The sequence below is a fragment of the Paenibacillus sp. DMB5 genome (assembly GCF_001517085.1).
In the GTDB taxonomy this organism is placed as follows: Bacteria; Bacillota; Bacilli; order Paenibacillales; family Paenibacillaceae; genus Paenibacillus_AQ.
Genome location: NZ_LRAC01000135.1, coordinates 24,534 through 42,099, shown reverse-complemented (window position 1 = coordinate 42,099; position 17,566 = coordinate 24,534). Strand labels below are relative to the sequence as shown.

The following is a 17,566-nucleotide window of genomic DNA, read 5'->3' as shown; positions in this document are numbered from 1 at the left end:
CTATAAAAATCGATGAGAGCTTGTTAAAGCTAACAGAAAACGATGCTTAATACAGAAAAAAGCAGCCGGTCATTAGGACAGGCTGCTTTTCGTTGCGTTAACGGGCAGATCATTTATGGAAATCCCGGTCGTTACTTGTTACGGTCTGATCAAGATTTACAGATCGACTTTCCAGTTACCCATCATTTTGGCGACGTTCGGATCCAGGTAAGAACCGAAGAGACTAGAACCCGTATCCAGCGCAGCGATTTGTTCCATATCCTCTGAGCGGAGCTCAAAATCAAAAATGTTAATGTTCTCGGCAATACGCTCTTTTTTAACGGATTTTGGAATGACAACGATCCCGCGCTGAACAAGCCAGCGCAATACGACTTGGGCAACAGACTTGTTGTGTTTTTCTGCCAGCGAGGCCAAAACGTCGTTACCGAATAAGTTGTTGAGACCTTCAGCAAACGGGGCCCACGATTGGTGCTGTACTCCCTGATCTTTCATAAAAGCTGCACTCTCTGCCTGCTGGTAGAACGGATGCGTTTCGATCTGGTTAACGGCGGGTGCTATTTCGTTATGGACAATCAGGTCCATTAGACGGTCAGGCAGGAAATTGCTGACCCCGATTGCCTTGCTTTTGCCTTCGCGGTACAGTTCTTCCATCGCCCGCCAAGCGCCATAGTAATCGCCGAATGGCTGGTGAATCAGGTACAGATCAAGATAGTCAAGCTTAAGCTTCTTAAGGGATTTATCAAACGCCAGCTTAGCACTCTCGTAGCCGGTATCCTGAACCCAGAGCTTGGTCGTGATGAACAGCTCCTCACGCGGTATACCACTGCGCTTGATCGCGCGGCCTACCGCTTCCTCATTTAGATAACCGGCGGCGGTATCGATTAAGCGGTAACCAGCCATCAGCGCTTCATACACGGCGTTCTCACATTCCTGAGCATCAGGAATCTGGTAAACTCCGCAGCCGATGATCGGCATGTTCACACCATTGTTTAATGTAACGCTTTGCATTGTAATTCCTCCTCAATAAAATGTTCAACAGCAAAGGCGCGTACTCCCTGGAATCGGGCATTGCAGCAGAGTTATCACATACGGCTCATTTGCGTTACACTAACCTTAGGTCCTTCGTGTTACACGAAGTCAAGCTGATCTCAAAAAATAAAAGGAGGAGTTCATGTGCATACAGTCAAAGAGGCCGCCCTAATCACGGGACTCACTGAGCACGCAATACGCTTTTACACAGACAAAGGTCTGGTGCCAAGCATACAGCGCAATCAGAACAATATTCGGATATTTGACGAAGAATCGATTAACTGGCTGCATGGCATCAAATGCCTCAAACAATCCGGGATGCCGATCGAAGCCATCAAAATGTATGTGGATCTCTGTCTTGAAGGAGATTCCACCCTCTCGCAGCGTTACGCACTCATGATGGAGCATAAAGAGGATGCAATCGCCAAGCTTGAGGAAGCCAAACAGCACATTGCCCATTTGGAACAAAAAACCGCCCTTTATCAGGCTATTTTGGAGCAACGCTCTCCTGATACGATGAATCCGGGCAACTGGGACAAAATCAAACATATGCATAGTGACGTATTTTACTCGCCTGCATTTCATGAAGCGAATCATGGAGGATAGAAGAAAGGGGACATAATAATGAGTCAGGATGAATTTTTCATGAAAGAAGCCATTAGACTTTCTCAACTTGCTGTTGAGCATGGTAACGAACCTTTTGGGGCAGTATTGGTTAAAGATGGTGAAATTGTATACAGTAACGAGAACCAGATTTATTCAGCGAGTGATCCAACGTTCCATGCAGAAGCGGGATTGCTGCGGAAATTCTGTGCAGAAACACACATTACCGATTTACAGGAGTACACGTTATATTCAAGCTGTGAACCATGTTTTATGTGCTCAGGTGCGATGGTTTGGACCAAGCTTGGGCGACTCGTGTATGCTGCCAGTGATATCGATCTTTGTGATCTTTTAGACGAGCAGGGAAGTAATGCTTCTCATATTGTATTTGAACACTCTTATCATAAACCTGAAGTTACAGGCGGCATATTGCGGGAAGAAAGCCTTAAGATATTGTCCAGCTATTTTCCGCACAACCAAAAAGGCTAAAAAGCTCCAGCATAAAGGGACACATTGGCTCAATAAAGACATGAGCGCAGCCGATCAGCGTAATTGGCTGCCTTTGTTCAATTAACCGGCAAAACGAAATTTACTATGCTTGGGCTAACGAGTATATTTTAAGCGAAGGATTATATGTTAATGGTAACTGTCAGGTTCATTCAAAGCAGTTTCTCCATAATCATCACATCAATAAATTCTCCATCCATTACACCCTGCTTCTCAAATACACCAACCTGCCGGTAGCCCATCTTCCGGTACAGCCCTTGACCGCTCTCATTGAACGGAAAGGTAAAGAGGACGATTTTATAAAAGCTGTTGTCCTTTGCGGCCTTGTGTAAGGACTCCAGCAGAGAACTGCCTACACCCTGTCCACGAAAGCTTCGGTCAATGTAGACAGAGAGGTCAGCCACCCCGTTATAGGCGCAGCGGTGCGAGTAGGGGTTCAGGGAGGCCCAGCCAACGACTTCACCTTCCCGTTCAGCGGCCAAAACGCTAAAACGGCCTTGGTGATCGTTGAACCATGCTTCCATATAGGAGAAGTCTTTCGTCTCTGTTTCAAGTGTAGCGATCCGGTCCTCGATTCCCTGGTTGTAGATACGCAGGATCCCTCCAATATCTGCTGGTGTGGCCTGACGAACAGTTAATGTACTCATCATATGAACCTCCCCTTAAGATTACTTTCTTGCCTTAATTACAGCAGACACGATGTACTCGTCAACGTTCGCGCCGGGAACCCAATCTTTAATAAATGTTCTGGATTCGTCTTTTGGCTCAATACTGATCTCAGTAAAGCCACTTTCGTGAAGCATCTGCTCTACATCAGCAATGGAAGAGGCTCCGGAGATACAACCCGAATATAATTCGTCAAAGTCATTTTTGATCTCAGGGGGAAGCTCAGCTGTAGTTACGATATCAGAGATGGCCAGACGCCCTCCTGGCTGAAGAACACGATAGGCCTCACGGAATACCTGCTGTTTGTCCGGTGAGAGGTTGATCACGCAGTTGGAGATAATTACGTTTATTGAATGGTCAGCGACAGGAAGATGCTCAATTTCACCTAGTCTGAATTCAGTATTACTGAACTTACCTTTAATGGCGTTTTCCCTTGCCCGGCTGATCATTTCAGGCGTCATATCTACACCTATAACATGGCCTTTGTCACCTACCTGCCGGGAAGCGAGGAAGCAATCGAATCCGCCGCCACTCCCGAGATCCAGAACATGCTCACCAGCCTGCAGTTCAGCAATAGCCTGGGGATTACCACAACCAAGGCCTAAATTTGCACCCTCAGGAACTGCAGCGAGATCACTGCCGGAATAACCAAGCTTGGCGGATATGGCATCGAAATCAGCCGGGGAGTCACAGCAGCTGCTGTCGGCGGGTGTGCAGCAGGAAGAGGAAGCTTCGCTCTTTTTTACAGCAACTTTTTGGTAACGCCCCCGTACATTTTGACGGATCTGATCATTAGTAAGTTTGGTCATACTTATACACTCCTTAGTTATAATTATTTGCAAAATGCAAGTATAAAGAAAGAGAAATCACCCTTTTACAGGTGCGCAGCAATTGCTGGATTTCCCCATTGCTTCGTTAAATAGCTTTATGGACCGCAGTAATGTTTCTACTTCAAACTCACTCATGTGCGAGAAGGCTTCATTCAGGTATTCATTCATTTGTTGATCAATCGTTGTGGCCACCATTTTCCCTTCAGGAGTAAGGGACAGGTTATAAATTCTCCGGTCGGCGGGATCGGGCGTCTTTTTAACCAGGTTCATTTTGACCAAAGACTGGACTTGTCTGCTGAAGGTTGTAATATCAGTGCCAAGGGTTTCGGCGACTTGCTGCATGGAAGGATTATGGCTCCGGTCTATCTCATATAGCAGGTGGCTTTGGGTTGCGGAAAGATTACACCCCCCTACACTGCAGCAGTCCTTATTGAGTAGTCCTAAACGCCGGCTCATGATTTGGAATAGTTCCCGTGGGGTTTCCATTGTTTTCACCTCTTGCACTAGTTATATCGTAATTAATTGCAAAATGCAAGTATTTAATTTGCTTGGTTGATAATTGATCATCAAGGCCTTAGAATATAAGTGTCGTCTTATATACGGAGAAAGGAGATTTATAATTGGACATATTAAATGATCTTGCAGAAGATTTAAAGCTCCTTGGAGATAAGACACGTCTTACGATTCTTACACTTCTAAAAGAGCGGGAGTGTTGTGTATGTGAATTCGTGGATCTCTTTGAAATTTCTCAGCCGGCCGTTAGTCAGCATCTGCGCAAATTAAAAAGCAGTGGAATGGTAAAGGAACAGAAGAGGGGTCAGTGGGTGTATTATTCTTTAAATATCGCAGATAAGCCCCATGTTAAGGCGATTTTAAATCTTACCCCTGATGCTAATACCGTGTTATCGCAATTGAATAAGCCGTCAAAGGCTGTTTGCTGTGAATAGCATTTTTTCGTTGAATATATAAGCATATAATTATATAATGATGCCTGAGATTAAACTTAACTCTATGGAGGGAATGCTCTATGGTGTAGGAGTTAGACATAAACTGGGGGAATTCATTTGGTGGTTATGGCAAGTCTAATCTTTATAGTCACTTTGGTTTTTGTTATCTGGCAGCCTAAAAATCTGTCCATTGGATGGTCTGCCTGCGGCGGAGCAGTACTCGCCTTACTTGCCGGTGTAGTCAGCTTGAATGATGTTCTGGATGTTACGCTGATTGTATGGAATGCCACACTGGCCTTTGTTGCAATTATCCTGATCTCGCTGATCCTCGATAAAATTGGCTTCTTTGAATGGGCTGCCTTACATATGGCCAGGGCTGCCGGCGGGAATGGAACCCGGATGTTTATCTATGTCATTATTCTTGGTGCCCTAGTAGCGGCGTTTTTTGCTAACGACGGGGCAGCGCTCATCCTAACCCCGATTGTGCTGGCTATGGTCCGTGCGCTTAATTTTGATGAGAAAAAGGTATTTCCATTCATCATTGCCAGCGGGTTTATAGCAGATACTACGTCTTTGCCGCTGGTTGTAAGCAATCTGGTCAATATCGTATCGGCTGATTTTTTCGGGCTGACCTTTATGGAATATGCCGGACGTATGTTAATCCCCACCTTATTTTCCTTAGGGGCAAGTATTCTGGTGCTCTATCTCTTCTTCCGAAAAAGGATTCCAGGAAGCTTTGATAGCTCCCAGTTGAAAAGACCTGCAGAGGCTATTAAAGACAAGCAGATGTTCAAGCTATCATGGATTGTACTTGCGGTTCTGCTGGCAGGATACTTTGTCAGTGAGTTCCTGAACATTCCGGTATCTGTAGTGGCCGGTATCATCGCGGTCTTTTTCCTGCTTATGGCAAGAAAAAGTCCTTCTGTACCGACGATGGAAGTCGTGAAGGGGGCACCTTGGGCCATTGTTTTCTTTTCTATCGGCATGTATGTTGTCGTGTATGGTCTGAGAAATGCCGGTCTTACGAATGTATTAGCTGATGCCATCCAGGGTGTTGCGGATCAAGGGCTGTTCGCAGCAACGATGGGGATGGGCTTTATTGCCGCAGTGATCTCGTCCATAATGAATAACATGCCTACCGTAATGATTGATGCACTGGCCATTGATGCTACACACACCTCGGGAGCTATCAAGGAAGCCTTGATTTATGCGAATGTCATTGGTTCGGACTTAGGACCGAAGATAACACCGATTGGTTCACTGGCTACCTTACTGTGGCTTCATGTGCTTTCCACCAAAGGAGTAAAGATATCCTGGGGAACGTATTTCAAAACAGGCATTATCCTGACAATCCCTACGTTGTTCATAACACTGCTTGGCCTATATATAACGTTAATCCTATTTTAAACTCAAAGGAGATTGCAACTCATGAATAAGAAAACCATTTACTTTTTGTGTACAGGAAACTCCTGCCGGAGCCAGATGGCTGAAGGCTGGGCCAAGAAATACTTGGGTGATGAATGGAATGTATACAGTGCCGGAATAGAAGCTCACGGTTTGAATCCGAAAGCTGTTAAGGCAATGAGCGAAGCGGGAATCGATATCTCAAATCAAACATCAGATATTATTGATCCGCAGCTGCTGAATAGCTCCGATCTTGTCATTACCTTGTGTGGGGATGCGGCAGATAAATGTCCGGTTACCCCTCCTCAGGTGAAACGTGAGCATTGGGGATTCGATGATCCGGCGAAGGCGCAAGGCACAGAAGAAGAGAAGTGGGCGGTCTTCCAGCGGGTCCGTGATCAGGTGGGCGAACGCATCAAGCAATTCGCTGAAACAGGGAAATAATGAGGAATAACAACAAGGAGAACTATAATGGCAAATTATGATGAACTGATCGAGGGTAAAGTATATATCGGCGGAGAGAATGCGCTGCTTGATGCCCTTAAGGAGCAAGAGATTTCAGATGTGTTTGATCTAAGAGACACCGGTACAAGAGCAGAAGGGTTCCCCGAGAATGTGACCCGTCATCATTTTCCGATTGTTGAGGATGAGAGCGGCCAGGAGGATTCTGTTCAATCGGCGATCCAGGCGGTTACAGCAGCAGTGAACAACGGGAAGACGGTCTATTTCCATTGCGCTGGCGGACGGAACCGGACAGGAACGGTTGCCACTGGCTTATTGCTTGAATTAGGTCTTGCTGCAACTGTAGAAGAGGCTGAAGCCTTGGCCAAACAAAAACGTCCGGATATCAACATCAAGCAGGATATGCGTGAGATGCTGAAAGGCTTTTATCCATCCAAATAAATGAATACACACAAATAACAGGCTATTTCCTAATGGAGATAGTCTTTTTTTTTGTACCACGTTACCCCGAATGAAATCTGTTGCGAAGGCAGTTGGGCGGATGTATATTATGGATTGAATTTAATGACGGCTTCCATGGGTAATATAACTTTAAAAAAAGTCGGGTGAGGCAGACGATGATATCTGTAAAAAGATTACTGATCGGACGGCCGCTGAAGTCAGAGCAGCTGGGCGAACAGAAATTGAACAAGAAGAAAGCGCTGGCCATTCTCTCATCAGATGCTTTATCTTCGGTTGCTTATGGACCTGAGCAGATTCTGCTTGTGCTGGTAACGATCAGTGCTGCAGCCTTCTGGTATTCCATACCCATTGCCATCGGGGTGCTTGTACTGTTAACTGCACTGATCTTATCCTACAGGCAGATTATTTATGCTTATCCCCAGGGCGGCGGAGCTTATGTGGTCTCCAAGGAGAATCTGGGCAAATATCCGGGACTGATTGCGGGGGGCTCGCTGCTGGTCGATTATATTCTGACGGTGGCGGTGAGTGTATCGGCGGGCACGGATGCGATTACTTCTGCTTTTCCCAGTCTGCATCCTTATAATGTGCCCATAGCCATTCTGTTTGTACTGCTGATTACAACCCTGAATTTGCGCGGGGTTACCGAATCGGCATCGTTTCTGGCTTATCCGGTGTATCTGTTCGTGCTGGCCATCTTTATTATGCTCGGCGTGGGCCTGTTCCGGGTTATGGCCGGTGACGTTCCGGCAGAGCTTCATACCCCGATTGGTACGCCGGTCGCGGGCATCAGCCTGTTTCTGCTGCTGCGGGCCTTCGCCTCAGGGAGTTCGGCGCTGACCGGGGTCGAAGCCATATCCAACGCCATTCCCAACTTTAAGGCGCCTGCCCCGAACAATGCGGCGAAGACTCTGGCTGCCATGGGTATCCTGCTGGCGGTACTGTTCTCAGGTATCGTGCTTCTGGCTTATTACTATGGTGTGACACCGAATGAGCAGGTTACCGTGGTTTCGGAAATTGCCGAGCAGGTCTTTGGCCGGAACTTCATGTACTTTTTTATCCAGGGTACGACTGCGCTTATTCTGATCCTGGCGGCAAATACGGGCTACTCGGCCTTTCCGCTGCTGGCGGTCAATCTGGCCAAGGATAAGTTTATTCCGAGAATGTTCACCGTCCGCGGTGACCGGCTCGGATATTCCAACGGTATTCTCAGCCTCGGAGTACTGTCTATTCTGCTGATTATTGCCTTTGAGGGCCGCACGGAGCATCTGATTCCGCTGTATGCGGTCGGGGTATTTATTCCCTTTACCCTGTCCCAGACCGGGATGATGGTCAAGTGGATCCGGGAGAAGCCTGCAGGCTGGGCCGGCAAGCTGGCCATTAACACAACGGGAGCGGTGATCAGCTTCGTCGTGACTATCATGTTCTTCCTGACCAAGTTCCCGCAGGTATGGCCGGTGCTGGTCTTCCTGCCGCTGATTATTCTGCTCTTTTACCGGATCCGCAAGCATTATGAGGCAGTGGCCGACCAGCTGCGTCTCTCCACCTGTGAGGAGGAGCCGCTGGCGATTGAAGGGAATGTGATTATCCTGCCGGTGGCCGGGATTACGCATGTCGTGGAGAATTCGCTGCGCTATGCACAGTCGCTGTCCGCCAGCCAAATTATTGCCGTCCATGTGCCTTTTGAGCGGGAAGAAGAGCATATTTTCGAGGAAAAGTGGAAAAGGTTCCATCCCGAAATCAGGCTGGTGTCGCTGTACTCGCCGTACCGCAGCATCATCCATCCCTTGATCAAATTTATTGATACGGTCCAGCGCAAGGCAAGCGAGTCGCATTATCAGGTGACGGTGATTGTACCGCAGTTCATTCCCAAAAAAGGCTGGCACAACATTCTGCATAACCAGTCCAGTCTGCTGATCCGAACGCATCTGCTGTACCGCAGAAATGTAATTATTACTACAGTGCCCTATCATTTGAAAAAATAATCAGACAGAGGGGCAGAGCGGGAACCTTTCCCGGTTCTGCCTTTTTGTGCGGCGGGGGAGAAGGGGCCATAAATCAGGTATAATGGACAGTAGACGGGGAGACAGGAGGGATCGGATTGAATAAGACGGATCGTCATGGCGCCGGTTCTTTCCGGCTGAAGCTGCGCATTTCCGGCTTGATTATACTGCTGCTGTCTGCACTACTACTCGGCGGCTGCGCCAGCGGAACAGCGCATGTAACAGTGAAGAAGGACGGAAGCCTGGAGCTGGCGTTCAGCATGCTGCTCAGTGCCCGGGTGGAGTCGCTGGCAGGCGGCAAGCTGGAGGAAGTGCTGTCAGACAGGCTAGGGGCCGCAGGTATAGAGCTGAACAAGAGTCAAAGCGGCAGCTCAACGGAGTACAAGTTCCTGAAGACCTACGGGTCGTTTGAAGAGCTGCGGCAAAATGCCGGCAGCCTGGATATTATAGATACTGAGGTTGTCCAGGCAGACAAATGGCTGTACACGCGTTATGAGGTTACAGCCCAGCCGAAGCTGAATGCCTACACGGATGAAATTATTGACAGCATCGGCAGCCTGAATGTGCCGGAATCGCTGGTCCGCCTGATGCTGCAGAATCTGGCGGTCAATTTCAAATTGACGCTGCCGTATAACCTATACGGGCCTAACAATGCGGATACCCAGGATGGCAACACCCTGACCTGGCGGATCAGTATGGCGGATACTGAGCCTGTCCGGCTTGTGGTCTACGTGCCGCAGGTTCAGAACCTTGCCATAGCAGGCGGAGGACTGGTGCTGTTGCTGGGCGCAGCGGCAGTCTGGCTAGTCCGGTTAATCCGGGCAAGAAAAAGCAGACAGTTAAAGCAGTAACATTACCGGCCCAGCCGGGTTGCAGCTCAAGCCGCCGGCAACAGCATCTCTTGCTGAACTGCCGGCGGCTTTTGGTCTGCTTAATATTCATCCGGCACTGCGCGCGGCCGGGAGACGGCATTATCGCGGTATTGGCCCGGGGTCATGCCCTCCTGCTTGCGGAAGGAACGGATGAAGTTCTGCGAGTTGTTGTACCGCAGACGGGCGGCAATGTCCTTGATTGGCATATCGGTTTCCTCGAGCCATTTCTTGGCCATCTTGAACCGGTACATCGCCAGATATTCGCTGAAATAATACTGTGTCTCCTTGCGGAAGACACTGCTGATATAGTTGGCATTGTAATGCAGGCGTGATGCACATTCCTCAAGGGTCAGATCTTTATCATAATCATGCTGCACAATATCAATGATTTTCTCGGAAATGTTATGATACTGCGCATTCTGCCGGCTGTGGAAAATCCGGATCATCGGCAGAATCACAATACTCCAGAACCAGTCCTCGATTTCGGCAACGATATGCAGATCCGTCAGCTCCTCGAACAGTGAGCCGTTCACATGGTAGATCTGATTCAGGCTGATCCCCGACTCCTGCATCATAATCAGGATATTGCCGAGCAGGCGGTTAAGCGGTATCTGGTACTCCTGCGGCGACAGCCCCGGCTTAAATATACAGCCGAACAGCTTATGCAGCAGCTCCTTCGCCTTGTCGGTATCCGCCAGCTTGATGGCATCCATCAGGTCATTTTCGGTATGAACCGGATAGTTCAGATTCAGATAATGATTGCCGGAGTTGATATTATCGTATTGAATGATGATACCCTTGCCGAGCGTAATCCGGTATTTCAGCGCTTCAAGACTCTCCTTATACGCAGTAGGCAGTTTATCAATGTTGTGGAACGGCAGACTCATGCCTATGCTCACCTGAAGCTTAAGGTAATTGTTAATCTCCTGCTGCAGATTCTCCGTCAAGGCGTACAGTGTCCGGTGAAAAGCCTCGCTATCGCTCTCCATGCTCCCGATCAGCGTAACGATGGTATGATCTATGATCACCGGAGCCAGCCGGTCTCCCGGCGGCACCAGCTCTTCGATCATGTTATGGGCCGCGAACAGCAGCAGATGGAGATCCTTTTTGTCATAGCTGCTCTCGGCTGAGTAGTCGATACTCAGCGTAATGACAGCCATGGTCCCCCAGTTCTCCACTAAAGGCCGGTAGCCGTATTGCTCCAGCTCCTCCAGCAGCTCGCGTTTTTTGAGACTGCCCTGAAAAGCTTTGGTCAGAAAAAAGGTACGGACCTGCCGGGTATGCTGGTTCAGCTCCTTCTCAAGCTGCGACTTGGACTGGAACAGATGGTGCATCTGCTCGCCGATCGACTGGAATTCGTCAGTGAACCGGGCCTTGATCCCGGGCCGGCGCAGCCCCATCTGATTGAGCAGCCGCTGGATCGGCGAATACATACGCCGTGAGCCGAGCCATGCGGTCAGGACGGACAGCAGCAGCATGAAAGCGCAGATCAGCAGCGTATAGGTTCCGATTTTGGAGGACTCCTTGGTAAGGCCTTTGATGGAGGTGACCGACAGATAGGTCCACCCGTTCAGCTGCGATCGCAGATAGGTTACGGAATAATCCTGTTTGCCGATGGCCGTTTTGAACTGCCCGTTTGTTTTGCTCATGCCGGATACAAGCGCAAAATCAGTAAAGCCGCCTGCCTCAGCCGGACTGCCGATCAGTGTCTTGTCGGGATGCAGCAGAATGCGTCCGGATTCATCCAGTATGATGATGCTGTCCAGCGGGTCAATCTCTGAGTTGATGAAGTCCTGCAGGCTGCAGGCCGGAATGTTGGCAATCGCCAGCCCGTATTTTTGCAGCTTATTGGTCGGCAGCTTCTTGATCAGACTAATACTGTAATCACAGCCGGTAACATTGACGCTCTCCTCGCTGTAGAACAGGGATGAAGGATTCAGCACCCAGGAGGCCGAGTCAGACACGTTCATCAGATTGGCCAGCTGCTCATAATTCCGGTATTCGTTCAGGCGGTAGAGCCCGGAATTTTTGATCATCCAGTTCTCCCGCTGATTCAGCAGAATAACATCCTCCAGCTTGGTATCGAAGGACTGCATGTTGCGGATTTCGGTTCTCAATTCATTATATAAAATGAAATCGGTTACATTTAACGGGTTATTCAATGCTTTTTTGAGCACTGAGGAGTTGACGACCTGGTTTAAAGTCTGATTGACAGTAGTCAGCTTATGCTCTACATTTGAGTTAATTTGTAAAATGAGTTCCATTTTGCTTTTGTTAACATTTTTTTGAATTTCGCTGGAGGATGTGAGATAAGAGAATGAACCGATAAACAGTACCGGAATCGTGCTGATCACAAACGTAAACAGCGTTAATTTACTCAGAAAGCTTAAGTGTTTCATAGCAGCATTCAACACCTTTTCTTTAATAGAAGCAGTCTGCTTTAAGTGTATGCATCACGGAGGATAATAACAATAATCATCTGGTGCCGCAATAATCATTTTCTCTAATAATGACTGCTGTTTGAAGATTTTTCAATAATTAGCAGTTATATTAAACCATACATAACTTATGATTAGTATGCTTTTATCTTAAAATAACCGGGCCAGAGATTGTCCGGGCTATAATCAAGAAAGCGATTACAAAATCCTTGATTTTAATCAATAGAGAAGATAGCTGGCCATACTATAAAGTCTGTTAAGGAGGATGCGGGAATGTTCGGAAGACTCGTACGGGGAAAAGTAATCCGGTATTGCTGTCTGCTTGTCTTGCTCCCGGCAATATGGTTAAGTGCATGCAGTGATGCCAATCCGGCCCGGCCGGAAACGGGGGAGGCTCTGCCGCTAATCTCCATTCTGGCCCCGCTGCATTTTCCGTCACAGCCGTCCAAAGAAATTGTGAATGAGATTGAGCAGCTGACGGGTGTGAAGCTTGCAATTACCTGGGTACCTGAGGGTGTCTACACCGATAAAATGAACACGGCTCTGACAACCAATTCGCTCGGCAAGGTTACCTTTGTCAAATTTACCGACTATAATCTGGTCAAAAATGCGGTACGCTCCGACGCCTTCTGGGAGATCGGCCCTTATCTTGCGGAGTTCCCGAATCTGAAGCAGCTGGACCCGGCCATTCTCGGCCAGACTGCGGTAGACGGCAAAATTTACGGCCTGTATACAGAGCGCCCTTCGTCAAGACAAGGGATCATTATCCGCCAGGATTGGCTGGACCGGCTGCAGCTGGACAAACCGCAGACACTAGATGAGCTGTATGAAGTGATGAAGCAGTTCACCTACAATGACCCGGACGGCAACGGCAAGCAGGACACCATCGGGCTGGTTGACCGCAATGACCTCGTCTATGGCGTCTTCAAAACATTAAGCTCCTACTTCGGCACACCAAACAACTGGAAGCTGGAGAACGGACAGTTCATTCCGGAGTTTGCCACACCCGAATATATGGACACGATGAACTTCATGCATAAGTTATATGTAGAAAAAATCATTAACCAGGATTTCGCCCTGACCAGCAAGGAAGTACAGCGGGATAAATTTATCCGCGGCACCGCCGGGATCTTCATCGGCAGCATGACGGATGTGCAGCGGCTCTCGATTGAAGCGCAGGCGATCAATCCGGAGGCTGAGCTTACGCTTATTAACCGGATAAAAGGCCCTGACGGGTACAGGGTATGGTCCATTCCCAACTACAACGGGCTGTATCTGTTCTCCAAAAAGGCGATAGCGACCGAGGACGAGCTGAAGGAGGTGCTGCGCTTTTTTGACCGGAGTATGGATAAGGATGTGGCCAATCTGATGATGTACGGAATTGAAGGCCGCCATTACAAGCTGGAGAACGGCAAAGTCATTCTGCCTGAGGAAACCTCGCAGCTGCGGGTCAATGAGGTCAATCCGCTCTATTCCCTGATGATCGCCGATATCAGTAACAAGAACGTTCTCGAGGTCGCGCAAAAAGAGCAGCTGACTGCCCTGGCCGAGCAACTGAGCCGGGACAATGAGCAATTTGTAGTGGATGATCCGACATTGACGCTCAGTTCCCCGGCCTATGACGAGAAAAACGTCGAGCTGTCTACGATTATTACCGATGCCACCTACAACTATATTATCGGCAATATGAATGCGGCGGAGTTTAATGCAGAAGTGGAGAAATGGAAATCAAGCGGCGGCAGCCTGATTATGGAGGAATATGCGGAGGCTCAGGCCAGGGCAGCGGCGAGCAGCAAATAAGGTTGCCCGAAATGGGCAGCATAGGCTAATTTGTCATGGATTCGTCTAGTTTGCAGGTACCCTGGCTGGACTATAATAGTAGAGACAGGAGGATGATGAATCCATGAAAAAAACAGTCTTGCTGACTGCCGGATTAGCAGTAGTCATCGCGGCAGGGGCGTACATCTTCGCGGAAAATAGCAGCCGCGAAGGTGCAAACCCGGACGCATCAATCGATACAGCAGCTCTTAAACAAATGGTGCAGGATTACAGCAGCCGCAGCCTGACAGCTGAATCAGCGTCTATATCATCGACGCAGCTGATCGTCAAAGAAACAGACGGCAAGTCCGCCAGCTACAGCCTGCCGGAGGATGAATTTTTTGTCTCCATTGCACCTTATGTAACCAAGACACATCCGTGTGCCACTCATAGCCTGACTGGCTGCCAGGGAGAAATGCCGGAACAGGATTTCAGCGTATCGGTCCAGGATGCCGAGGGGAATCAGGTGATGGACAAGCAGACCATACAATCCCAGCCTAACGGCTTCATTGATTTATGGCTTCCGCGGGACAAGACTTATAATGTAACGATCGAACAGGACGGCAAAAAGGCAGTGTCGGAAATTTCAACCTTTGAGCAGAATGATACGTGTGTGACTACTATGCAGCTGGGCTAAGGATTGGATATGCAGGTTGGTGGCTATATATAACACATATTGATTTCAAAAACTGGCCGGTTACCAGCTGTTTTGGTGAGGTGCATAGAAGTACGAGGCCGGTAAAGTAACATTAAAGATCAGCAGAGCGAGAGTGCTCCCTTTATGGGGGATTCCCGTTCTGCTTTTTAGTTTTGGGGTAATCTTATGTTTGATTTCATCACTGTATAAGCATGAAACAGGAGGACCTCATGGACTTCTCAAGGATTTTTCGAAAAATAATTATCAACAAAAAATAATATAGTATAATAAATGTTTATTGTAATACGATAAATAATATATTACAATCAAATTAAAAATGAATAAACAAATACCAAACGAGGTGCTTTTTATGAAACGAAGTTCAACAACTTTTTTAAAGGTAGTTATTTTTATTGGGAGTCCGATTCTTACTTTGTTTATATTTTTGCTGCCTATGGTAATAACAGGACTATCACATGTGATTGAAGCACCAGCCTATGTGCAATTTATCGGTTTTATCGGCTTGTATGGATCGGTGACGCCATTCTTATTTGCTCTGTACCAGACTATAAAATTCTTAAGCTATATTAACAAGAACGATGTCATGTCGAAACAATCTTTAAATGCCTTAAAGAACATAAGATATTGTGGAATTACAATCAGTGTTTTATATGTAATAGCTATGCCACTCTTATTTCTTATGGCGGATGGAGATGATGCCCCGGGAATCATACTGTTTGCATTATTGGTTATTTTATCTACTAGTGTAAGTGCAGTCTTTGCTAAGGTTTTTGAAAAAAGATGCAATAGTAATAAAATCAGTTAAATGTTAAGTAGAGTAATTTGAAACGGATAAGGTGAAGGAAGCCCCCGGGAAGGCGGGAGCAGCGGCCGGAAGTCGAAGCATTCCCCGCGCAGCAGCGAATACCGCCAAATTAGCAGAGGTGTTTACTATGTCATTATTTGGTACAAAAGAATCAAGCCGAGATTAGTAACGGCTTGATTTCTTTTTTTGTTTGTTTTGATTAATGAAAGTTTGAAGTCAGTAATCTTATCCTCATCACCCCGCCCGCAGCATTTCCCCCGCCCCCATCACCCGATAATCATTTCCCCAGACTCCCGTCCCAAAACCCCCATAATGAGTAAATGATTGTTTTCGTAACCTGGCCTGAGCTGTAGTGTGAGGCATGTAACCAATTACAAGCCAAACGGAGGTCAAAAAGGTATGACGAAAAAATCCTTCACCCTGCTTCTCAGCTCACTGCTGACATTCAGTATGCTGACGGCAGCGTGCGGCAACAACAACAGCGGAAATGAAGCGGCGGCTACTAAAGATCCAGGCACGAGCGGCGGGAACACAACCACGACCGCAACTACAGAACCGGCACCAGAGCCGGAGAAGCCGACAGAAATCAAAATTATGCTGCCGCTGAATACAGCGGAAACCCCGCCGGATACGATCAAGACAGAGCTGGAGAAGCTGACCAATACCAAGCTGACCTATCAGTTCTTCCCGGCGGATACGTATGAAGAGAAGCTGAACTCCTCCTTTGCCACCGGTTCGCTGCCGCAGGTAACGTACCTGAAGAATCAGACCACGTTCGTACAGATGAGAGAAGCAATCAAGGACGGGCAGTTCTGGGAGATCGGGCCGCTGTTAAGCGAATTCCCGAACCTCAACAAGCTGAAGCCGGAAATTCTGAACAATACGAAGGTAGACGGCAAGCTCTACTCCCTGTATATCGGACGTCCGCTGGCCCGCCAGGGTATCATCTACCGCAAGGACTGGGCGGATAAGCTGGGGCTGCAGGCTCCGGCTAACCTGGATGAACTGTTCGCGATGGCTCAGGCTTTTACCGAGAAGGATCCTGACGGCAACGGCAAAAAAGACACCATCGGTCTTGTTGACCGCAACGAGCTGGTGTACGGGGCATTCAAAACCGTCTCCGCCTGGTTCGGCACACCGAACACCTGGGGTGAGAAGGACGGCCAGCTGGCACCGGATTTCACCTTCCCGCAATACATTGACACGATGGACTTCTTCAAAAAGCTGCGTGACGGCGGCTACATGAACAAAGACTTTGCAGCTACAAGTAAAACGGATGCCGTAAACATGTTCGTCAGCGGCAAAGCCGGGCTGTACATCGGCGGCTCGATGCAGGACATCGACACCCTGAACAAGGATTTGATCAAAAACTTCCCGGATGCCGTGCTTGATACACATAGTATGGTTGCCGGACCGGACGGAAAGTTCGCCCAGTGGATGATTCCAGGCTACAACAACGTTGTGCTGTTCCCGAAATCTGCGGTTAAGGACGAAGCTGAGCTGAAGAGCATTCTCGCCTTCTTCGACAAGATGATGACTCCTGAAGTATCGAACCTCATGTACTGGGGCATTGAAGGCACACACTATACCGTTGTAGACGGCAAAGCTAAACCGACTGACGACAAGGAGCTGATCGAACGCGAAGTTAAAGGCTACAAGGACAGTGTAATCGGTGAGTCCGAAACCAACGGCATGTACCAGAGCTATAACGTGCTGCCTGGCCGTATTCATGCGGAAGAGCTGATTCTTGAAAATGTGAAGGTGGGCGTCGCTGATCCGACTGCTGCCCTGGATTCTGCAACCTACACGTCGAAGGGCGTAGAGCTGCAGCAGATTATTACGGATGCCACTTACAACTACATTTATGGCCAGCTGGACAAAGCCGGTTTTGAAAAAGAAGTAGAAGCATGGAAGAGCCGCGGCGGTTCGGCCATTATCGAAGAATACAACGCAGTCTATAAAAAATAAGCGGAGCTCCTGAATAACGCCCTGCGAGGTAACACCGGATATAGAAGGCTGGCGAAGCCGAGCCGCTTCGGCAGCCTTCTTTTAAAAGATAAGATAT

Annotated in this window: 17 protein-coding genes; 12 read left to right on the top strand and 5 right to left on the bottom strand. The window is 48.2% G+C overall.

The genetic code is table 11. From position 1 onward, the window contains the following. Positions 1-156 precede the first annotated feature (156 nt). The gene (locus tag AWJ19_RS20990; protein ID WP_068726746.1) at positions 157-1,008 is read right to left on the bottom strand and encodes an aldo/keto reductase; all 852 of its coding nucleotides are present in this window, start codon (positions 1,006-1,008) and stop codon (positions 157-159) included. Between the two features lie 165 nt (positions 1,009-1,173). Between AWJ19_RS20990 and AWJ19_RS20985 the strand changes: the two genes are divergently transcribed. Further along, positions 1,174-1,635: a MerR family transcriptional regulator gene (locus AWJ19_RS20985; RefSeq protein WP_068726744.1), complete on the top strand. Its 462-nt coding sequence runs from the start codon at positions 1,174-1,176 to the stop codon at positions 1,633-1,635. A gap of 18 nt (positions 1,636-1,653) precedes the next feature. Beyond that, positions 1,654-2,121, top strand: coding sequence for a nucleoside deaminase (locus AWJ19_RS20980; RefSeq protein ID WP_068726742.1), 468 nt, complete (start codon positions 1,654-1,656; stop codon positions 2,119-2,121). Positions 2,122-2,291: 170 nt separating this feature from the next. Here the strand turns inward: AWJ19_RS20980 and AWJ19_RS20975 are convergent, their stop codons facing one another. Genes AWJ19_RS20975 through AWJ19_RS20965 form a run of 3 tightly spaced genes read right to left on the bottom strand, consistent with a single transcriptional unit; the run spans position 2,292 to position 4,121 of the window. Further along, the gene (locus AWJ19_RS20975) at positions 2,292-2,786 is read right to left on the bottom strand and encodes an arsinothricin resistance N-acetyltransferase ArsN1 family A (protein ID WP_068726740.1); all 495 of its coding nucleotides are present in this window, start codon (positions 2,784-2,786) and stop codon (positions 2,292-2,294) included. 21 nt (positions 2,787-2,807) lie between these two features. Then, the gene (locus AWJ19_RS20970) at positions 2,808-3,614 is read right to left on the bottom strand and encodes an arsenite methyltransferase (RefSeq protein ID WP_068726738.1); all 807 of its coding nucleotides are present in this window, start codon (positions 3,612-3,614) and stop codon (positions 2,808-2,810) included. Between the two features lie 57 nt (positions 3,615-3,671). Beyond that, the gene (locus tag AWJ19_RS20965; protein ID WP_068726737.1) at positions 3,672-4,121 is read right to left on the bottom strand and encodes a MarR family winged helix-turn-helix transcriptional regulator; all 450 of its coding nucleotides are present in this window, start codon (positions 4,119-4,121) and stop codon (positions 3,672-3,674) included. Between the two features lie 134 nt (positions 4,122-4,255). Between AWJ19_RS20965 and AWJ19_RS20960 the strand changes: the two genes are divergently transcribed. The 6 genes from AWJ19_RS20960 to AWJ19_RS20935 all read left to right on the top strand — a co-directional run bounded on the left by AWJ19_RS20960 (position 4,256) and on the right by AWJ19_RS20935 (position 9,761). Next, positions 4,256-4,582, top strand: a complete 327-nt coding sequence (locus AWJ19_RS20960; protein ID WP_068726735.1) for a metalloregulator ArsR/SmtB family transcription factor — start codon at positions 4,256-4,258, stop codon at positions 4,580-4,582. A gap of 117 nt (positions 4,583-4,699) precedes the next feature. After that, positions 4,700-5,989, top strand: coding sequence for an arsenic transporter (locus AWJ19_RS20955; protein ID WP_068726733.1), 1,290 nt, complete (start codon positions 4,700-4,702; stop codon positions 5,987-5,989). A gap of 21 nt (positions 5,990-6,010) precedes the next feature. Beyond that, positions 6,011-6,430, top strand: a complete 420-nt coding sequence (gene arsC / locus AWJ19_RS20950) for an arsenate reductase (thioredoxin) (RefSeq protein WP_068726731.1) — start codon at positions 6,011-6,013, stop codon at positions 6,428-6,430. Between the two features lie 27 nt (positions 6,431-6,457). Then, a complete protein-coding gene (locus AWJ19_RS20945) occupies positions 6,458-6,889 on the top strand; it encodes a dual specificity protein phosphatase family protein (RefSeq protein WP_068726730.1) in 432 nt (143 codons plus the stop codon). A 176-nt stretch (positions 6,890-7,065) separates the two neighbouring features. After that, a complete protein-coding gene (locus AWJ19_RS20940; protein ID WP_068726728.1) occupies positions 7,066-8,892 on the top strand; it encodes an APC family permease in 1,827 nt (608 codons plus the stop codon). A gap of 116 nt (positions 8,893-9,008) precedes the next feature. Then, the gene (locus AWJ19_RS20935) at positions 9,009-9,761 is read left to right on the top strand and encodes a hypothetical protein (RefSeq protein ID WP_068726726.1); all 753 of its coding nucleotides are present in this window, start codon (positions 9,009-9,011) and stop codon (positions 9,759-9,761) included. 80 nt (positions 9,762-9,841) lie between these two features. Here the strand turns inward: AWJ19_RS20935 and AWJ19_RS20930 are convergent, their stop codons facing one another. After that, positions 9,842-12,181, bottom strand: a complete 2,340-nt coding sequence (locus AWJ19_RS20930; RefSeq protein ID WP_068726725.1) for a helix-turn-helix domain-containing protein — start codon at positions 12,179-12,181, stop codon at positions 9,842-9,844. Positions 12,182-12,493: 312 nt separating this feature from the next. Between AWJ19_RS20930 and AWJ19_RS20925 the strand changes: the two genes are divergently transcribed. From AWJ19_RS20925 to AWJ19_RS20910, 4 genes are all read left to right on the top strand, one after another. Then, a complete protein-coding gene (locus AWJ19_RS20925; protein ID WP_068726723.1) occupies positions 12,494-14,020 on the top strand; it encodes an extracellular solute-binding protein in 1,527 nt (508 codons plus the stop codon). 103 nt (positions 14,021-14,123) lie between these two features. Then, positions 14,124-14,675 (top strand): CueP family metal-binding protein, encoded by a 552-nt coding sequence (locus AWJ19_RS20920; protein WP_068726721.1) that lies wholly within the window; start codon positions 14,124-14,126, stop codon positions 14,673-14,675. 370 nt (positions 14,676-15,045) lie between these two features. Next, positions 15,046-15,501 (top strand): DUF2975 domain-containing protein, encoded by a 456-nt coding sequence (locus AWJ19_RS20915; protein WP_068726720.1) that lies wholly within the window; start codon positions 15,046-15,048, stop codon positions 15,499-15,501. 399 nt (positions 15,502-15,900) lie between these two features. After that, positions 15,901-17,469, top strand: a complete 1,569-nt coding sequence (locus tag AWJ19_RS20910; protein ID WP_068726718.1) for an extracellular solute-binding protein — start codon at positions 15,901-15,903, stop codon at positions 17,467-17,469. Positions 17,470-17,566: the final 97 nt, after the last annotated feature.

Bases quoted from the DNA above. Each gene is read 5' to 3' on its own strand.
- AWJ19_RS20990 (WP_068726746.1), bottom strand. From the start codon at position 1,008: ATGCAAAGCGTTACATTAAACAATGGTGTGAACATGCCGATCATCGGC.
- AWJ19_RS20980 (WP_068726742.1), top strand. From the start codon at position 1,654: ATGAGTCAGGATGAATTTTTCATGAAAGAAGCCATTAGACTTTCTCAA.
- AWJ19_RS20975 (WP_068726740.1), bottom strand. From the start codon at position 2,786: ATGAGTACATTAACTGTTCGTCAGGCCACACCAGCAGATATTGGAGGG.
- AWJ19_RS20970 (WP_068726738.1), bottom strand. From the start codon at position 3,614: ATGACCAAACTTACTAATGATCAGATCCGTCAAAATGTACGGGGGCGT.
- AWJ19_RS20965 (WP_068726737.1), bottom strand. From the start codon at position 4,121: ATGGAAACCCCACGGGAACTATTCCAAATCATGAGCCGGCGTTTAGGA.
- arsC (WP_068726731.1), top strand. From the start codon at position 6,011: ATGAATAAGAAAACCATTTACTTTTTGTGTACAGGAAACTCCTGCCGG.
- AWJ19_RS20945 (WP_068726730.1), top strand. From the start codon at position 6,458: ATGGCAAATTATGATGAACTGATCGAGGGTAAAGTATATATCGGCGGA.
- AWJ19_RS20940 (WP_068726728.1), top strand. From the start codon at position 7,066: ATGATATCTGTAAAAAGATTACTGATCGGACGGCCGCTGAAGTCAGAG.
- AWJ19_RS20930 (WP_068726725.1), bottom strand. From the start codon at position 12,181: ATGAAACACTTAAGCTTTCTGAGTAAATTAACGCTGTTTACGTTTGTG.
- AWJ19_RS20925 (WP_068726723.1), top strand. From the start codon at position 12,494: ATGTTCGGAAGACTCGTACGGGGAAAAGTAATCCGGTATTGCTGTCTG.
- AWJ19_RS20920 (WP_068726721.1), top strand. From the start codon at position 14,124: ATGAAAAAAACAGTCTTGCTGACTGCCGGATTAGCAGTAGTCATCGCG.
- AWJ19_RS20915 (WP_068726720.1), top strand. From the start codon at position 15,046: ATGAAACGAAGTTCAACAACTTTTTTAAAGGTAGTTATTTTTATTGGG.
- AWJ19_RS20910 (WP_068726718.1), top strand. From the start codon at position 15,901: ATGACGAAAAAATCCTTCACCCTGCTTCTCAGCTCACTGCTGACATTC.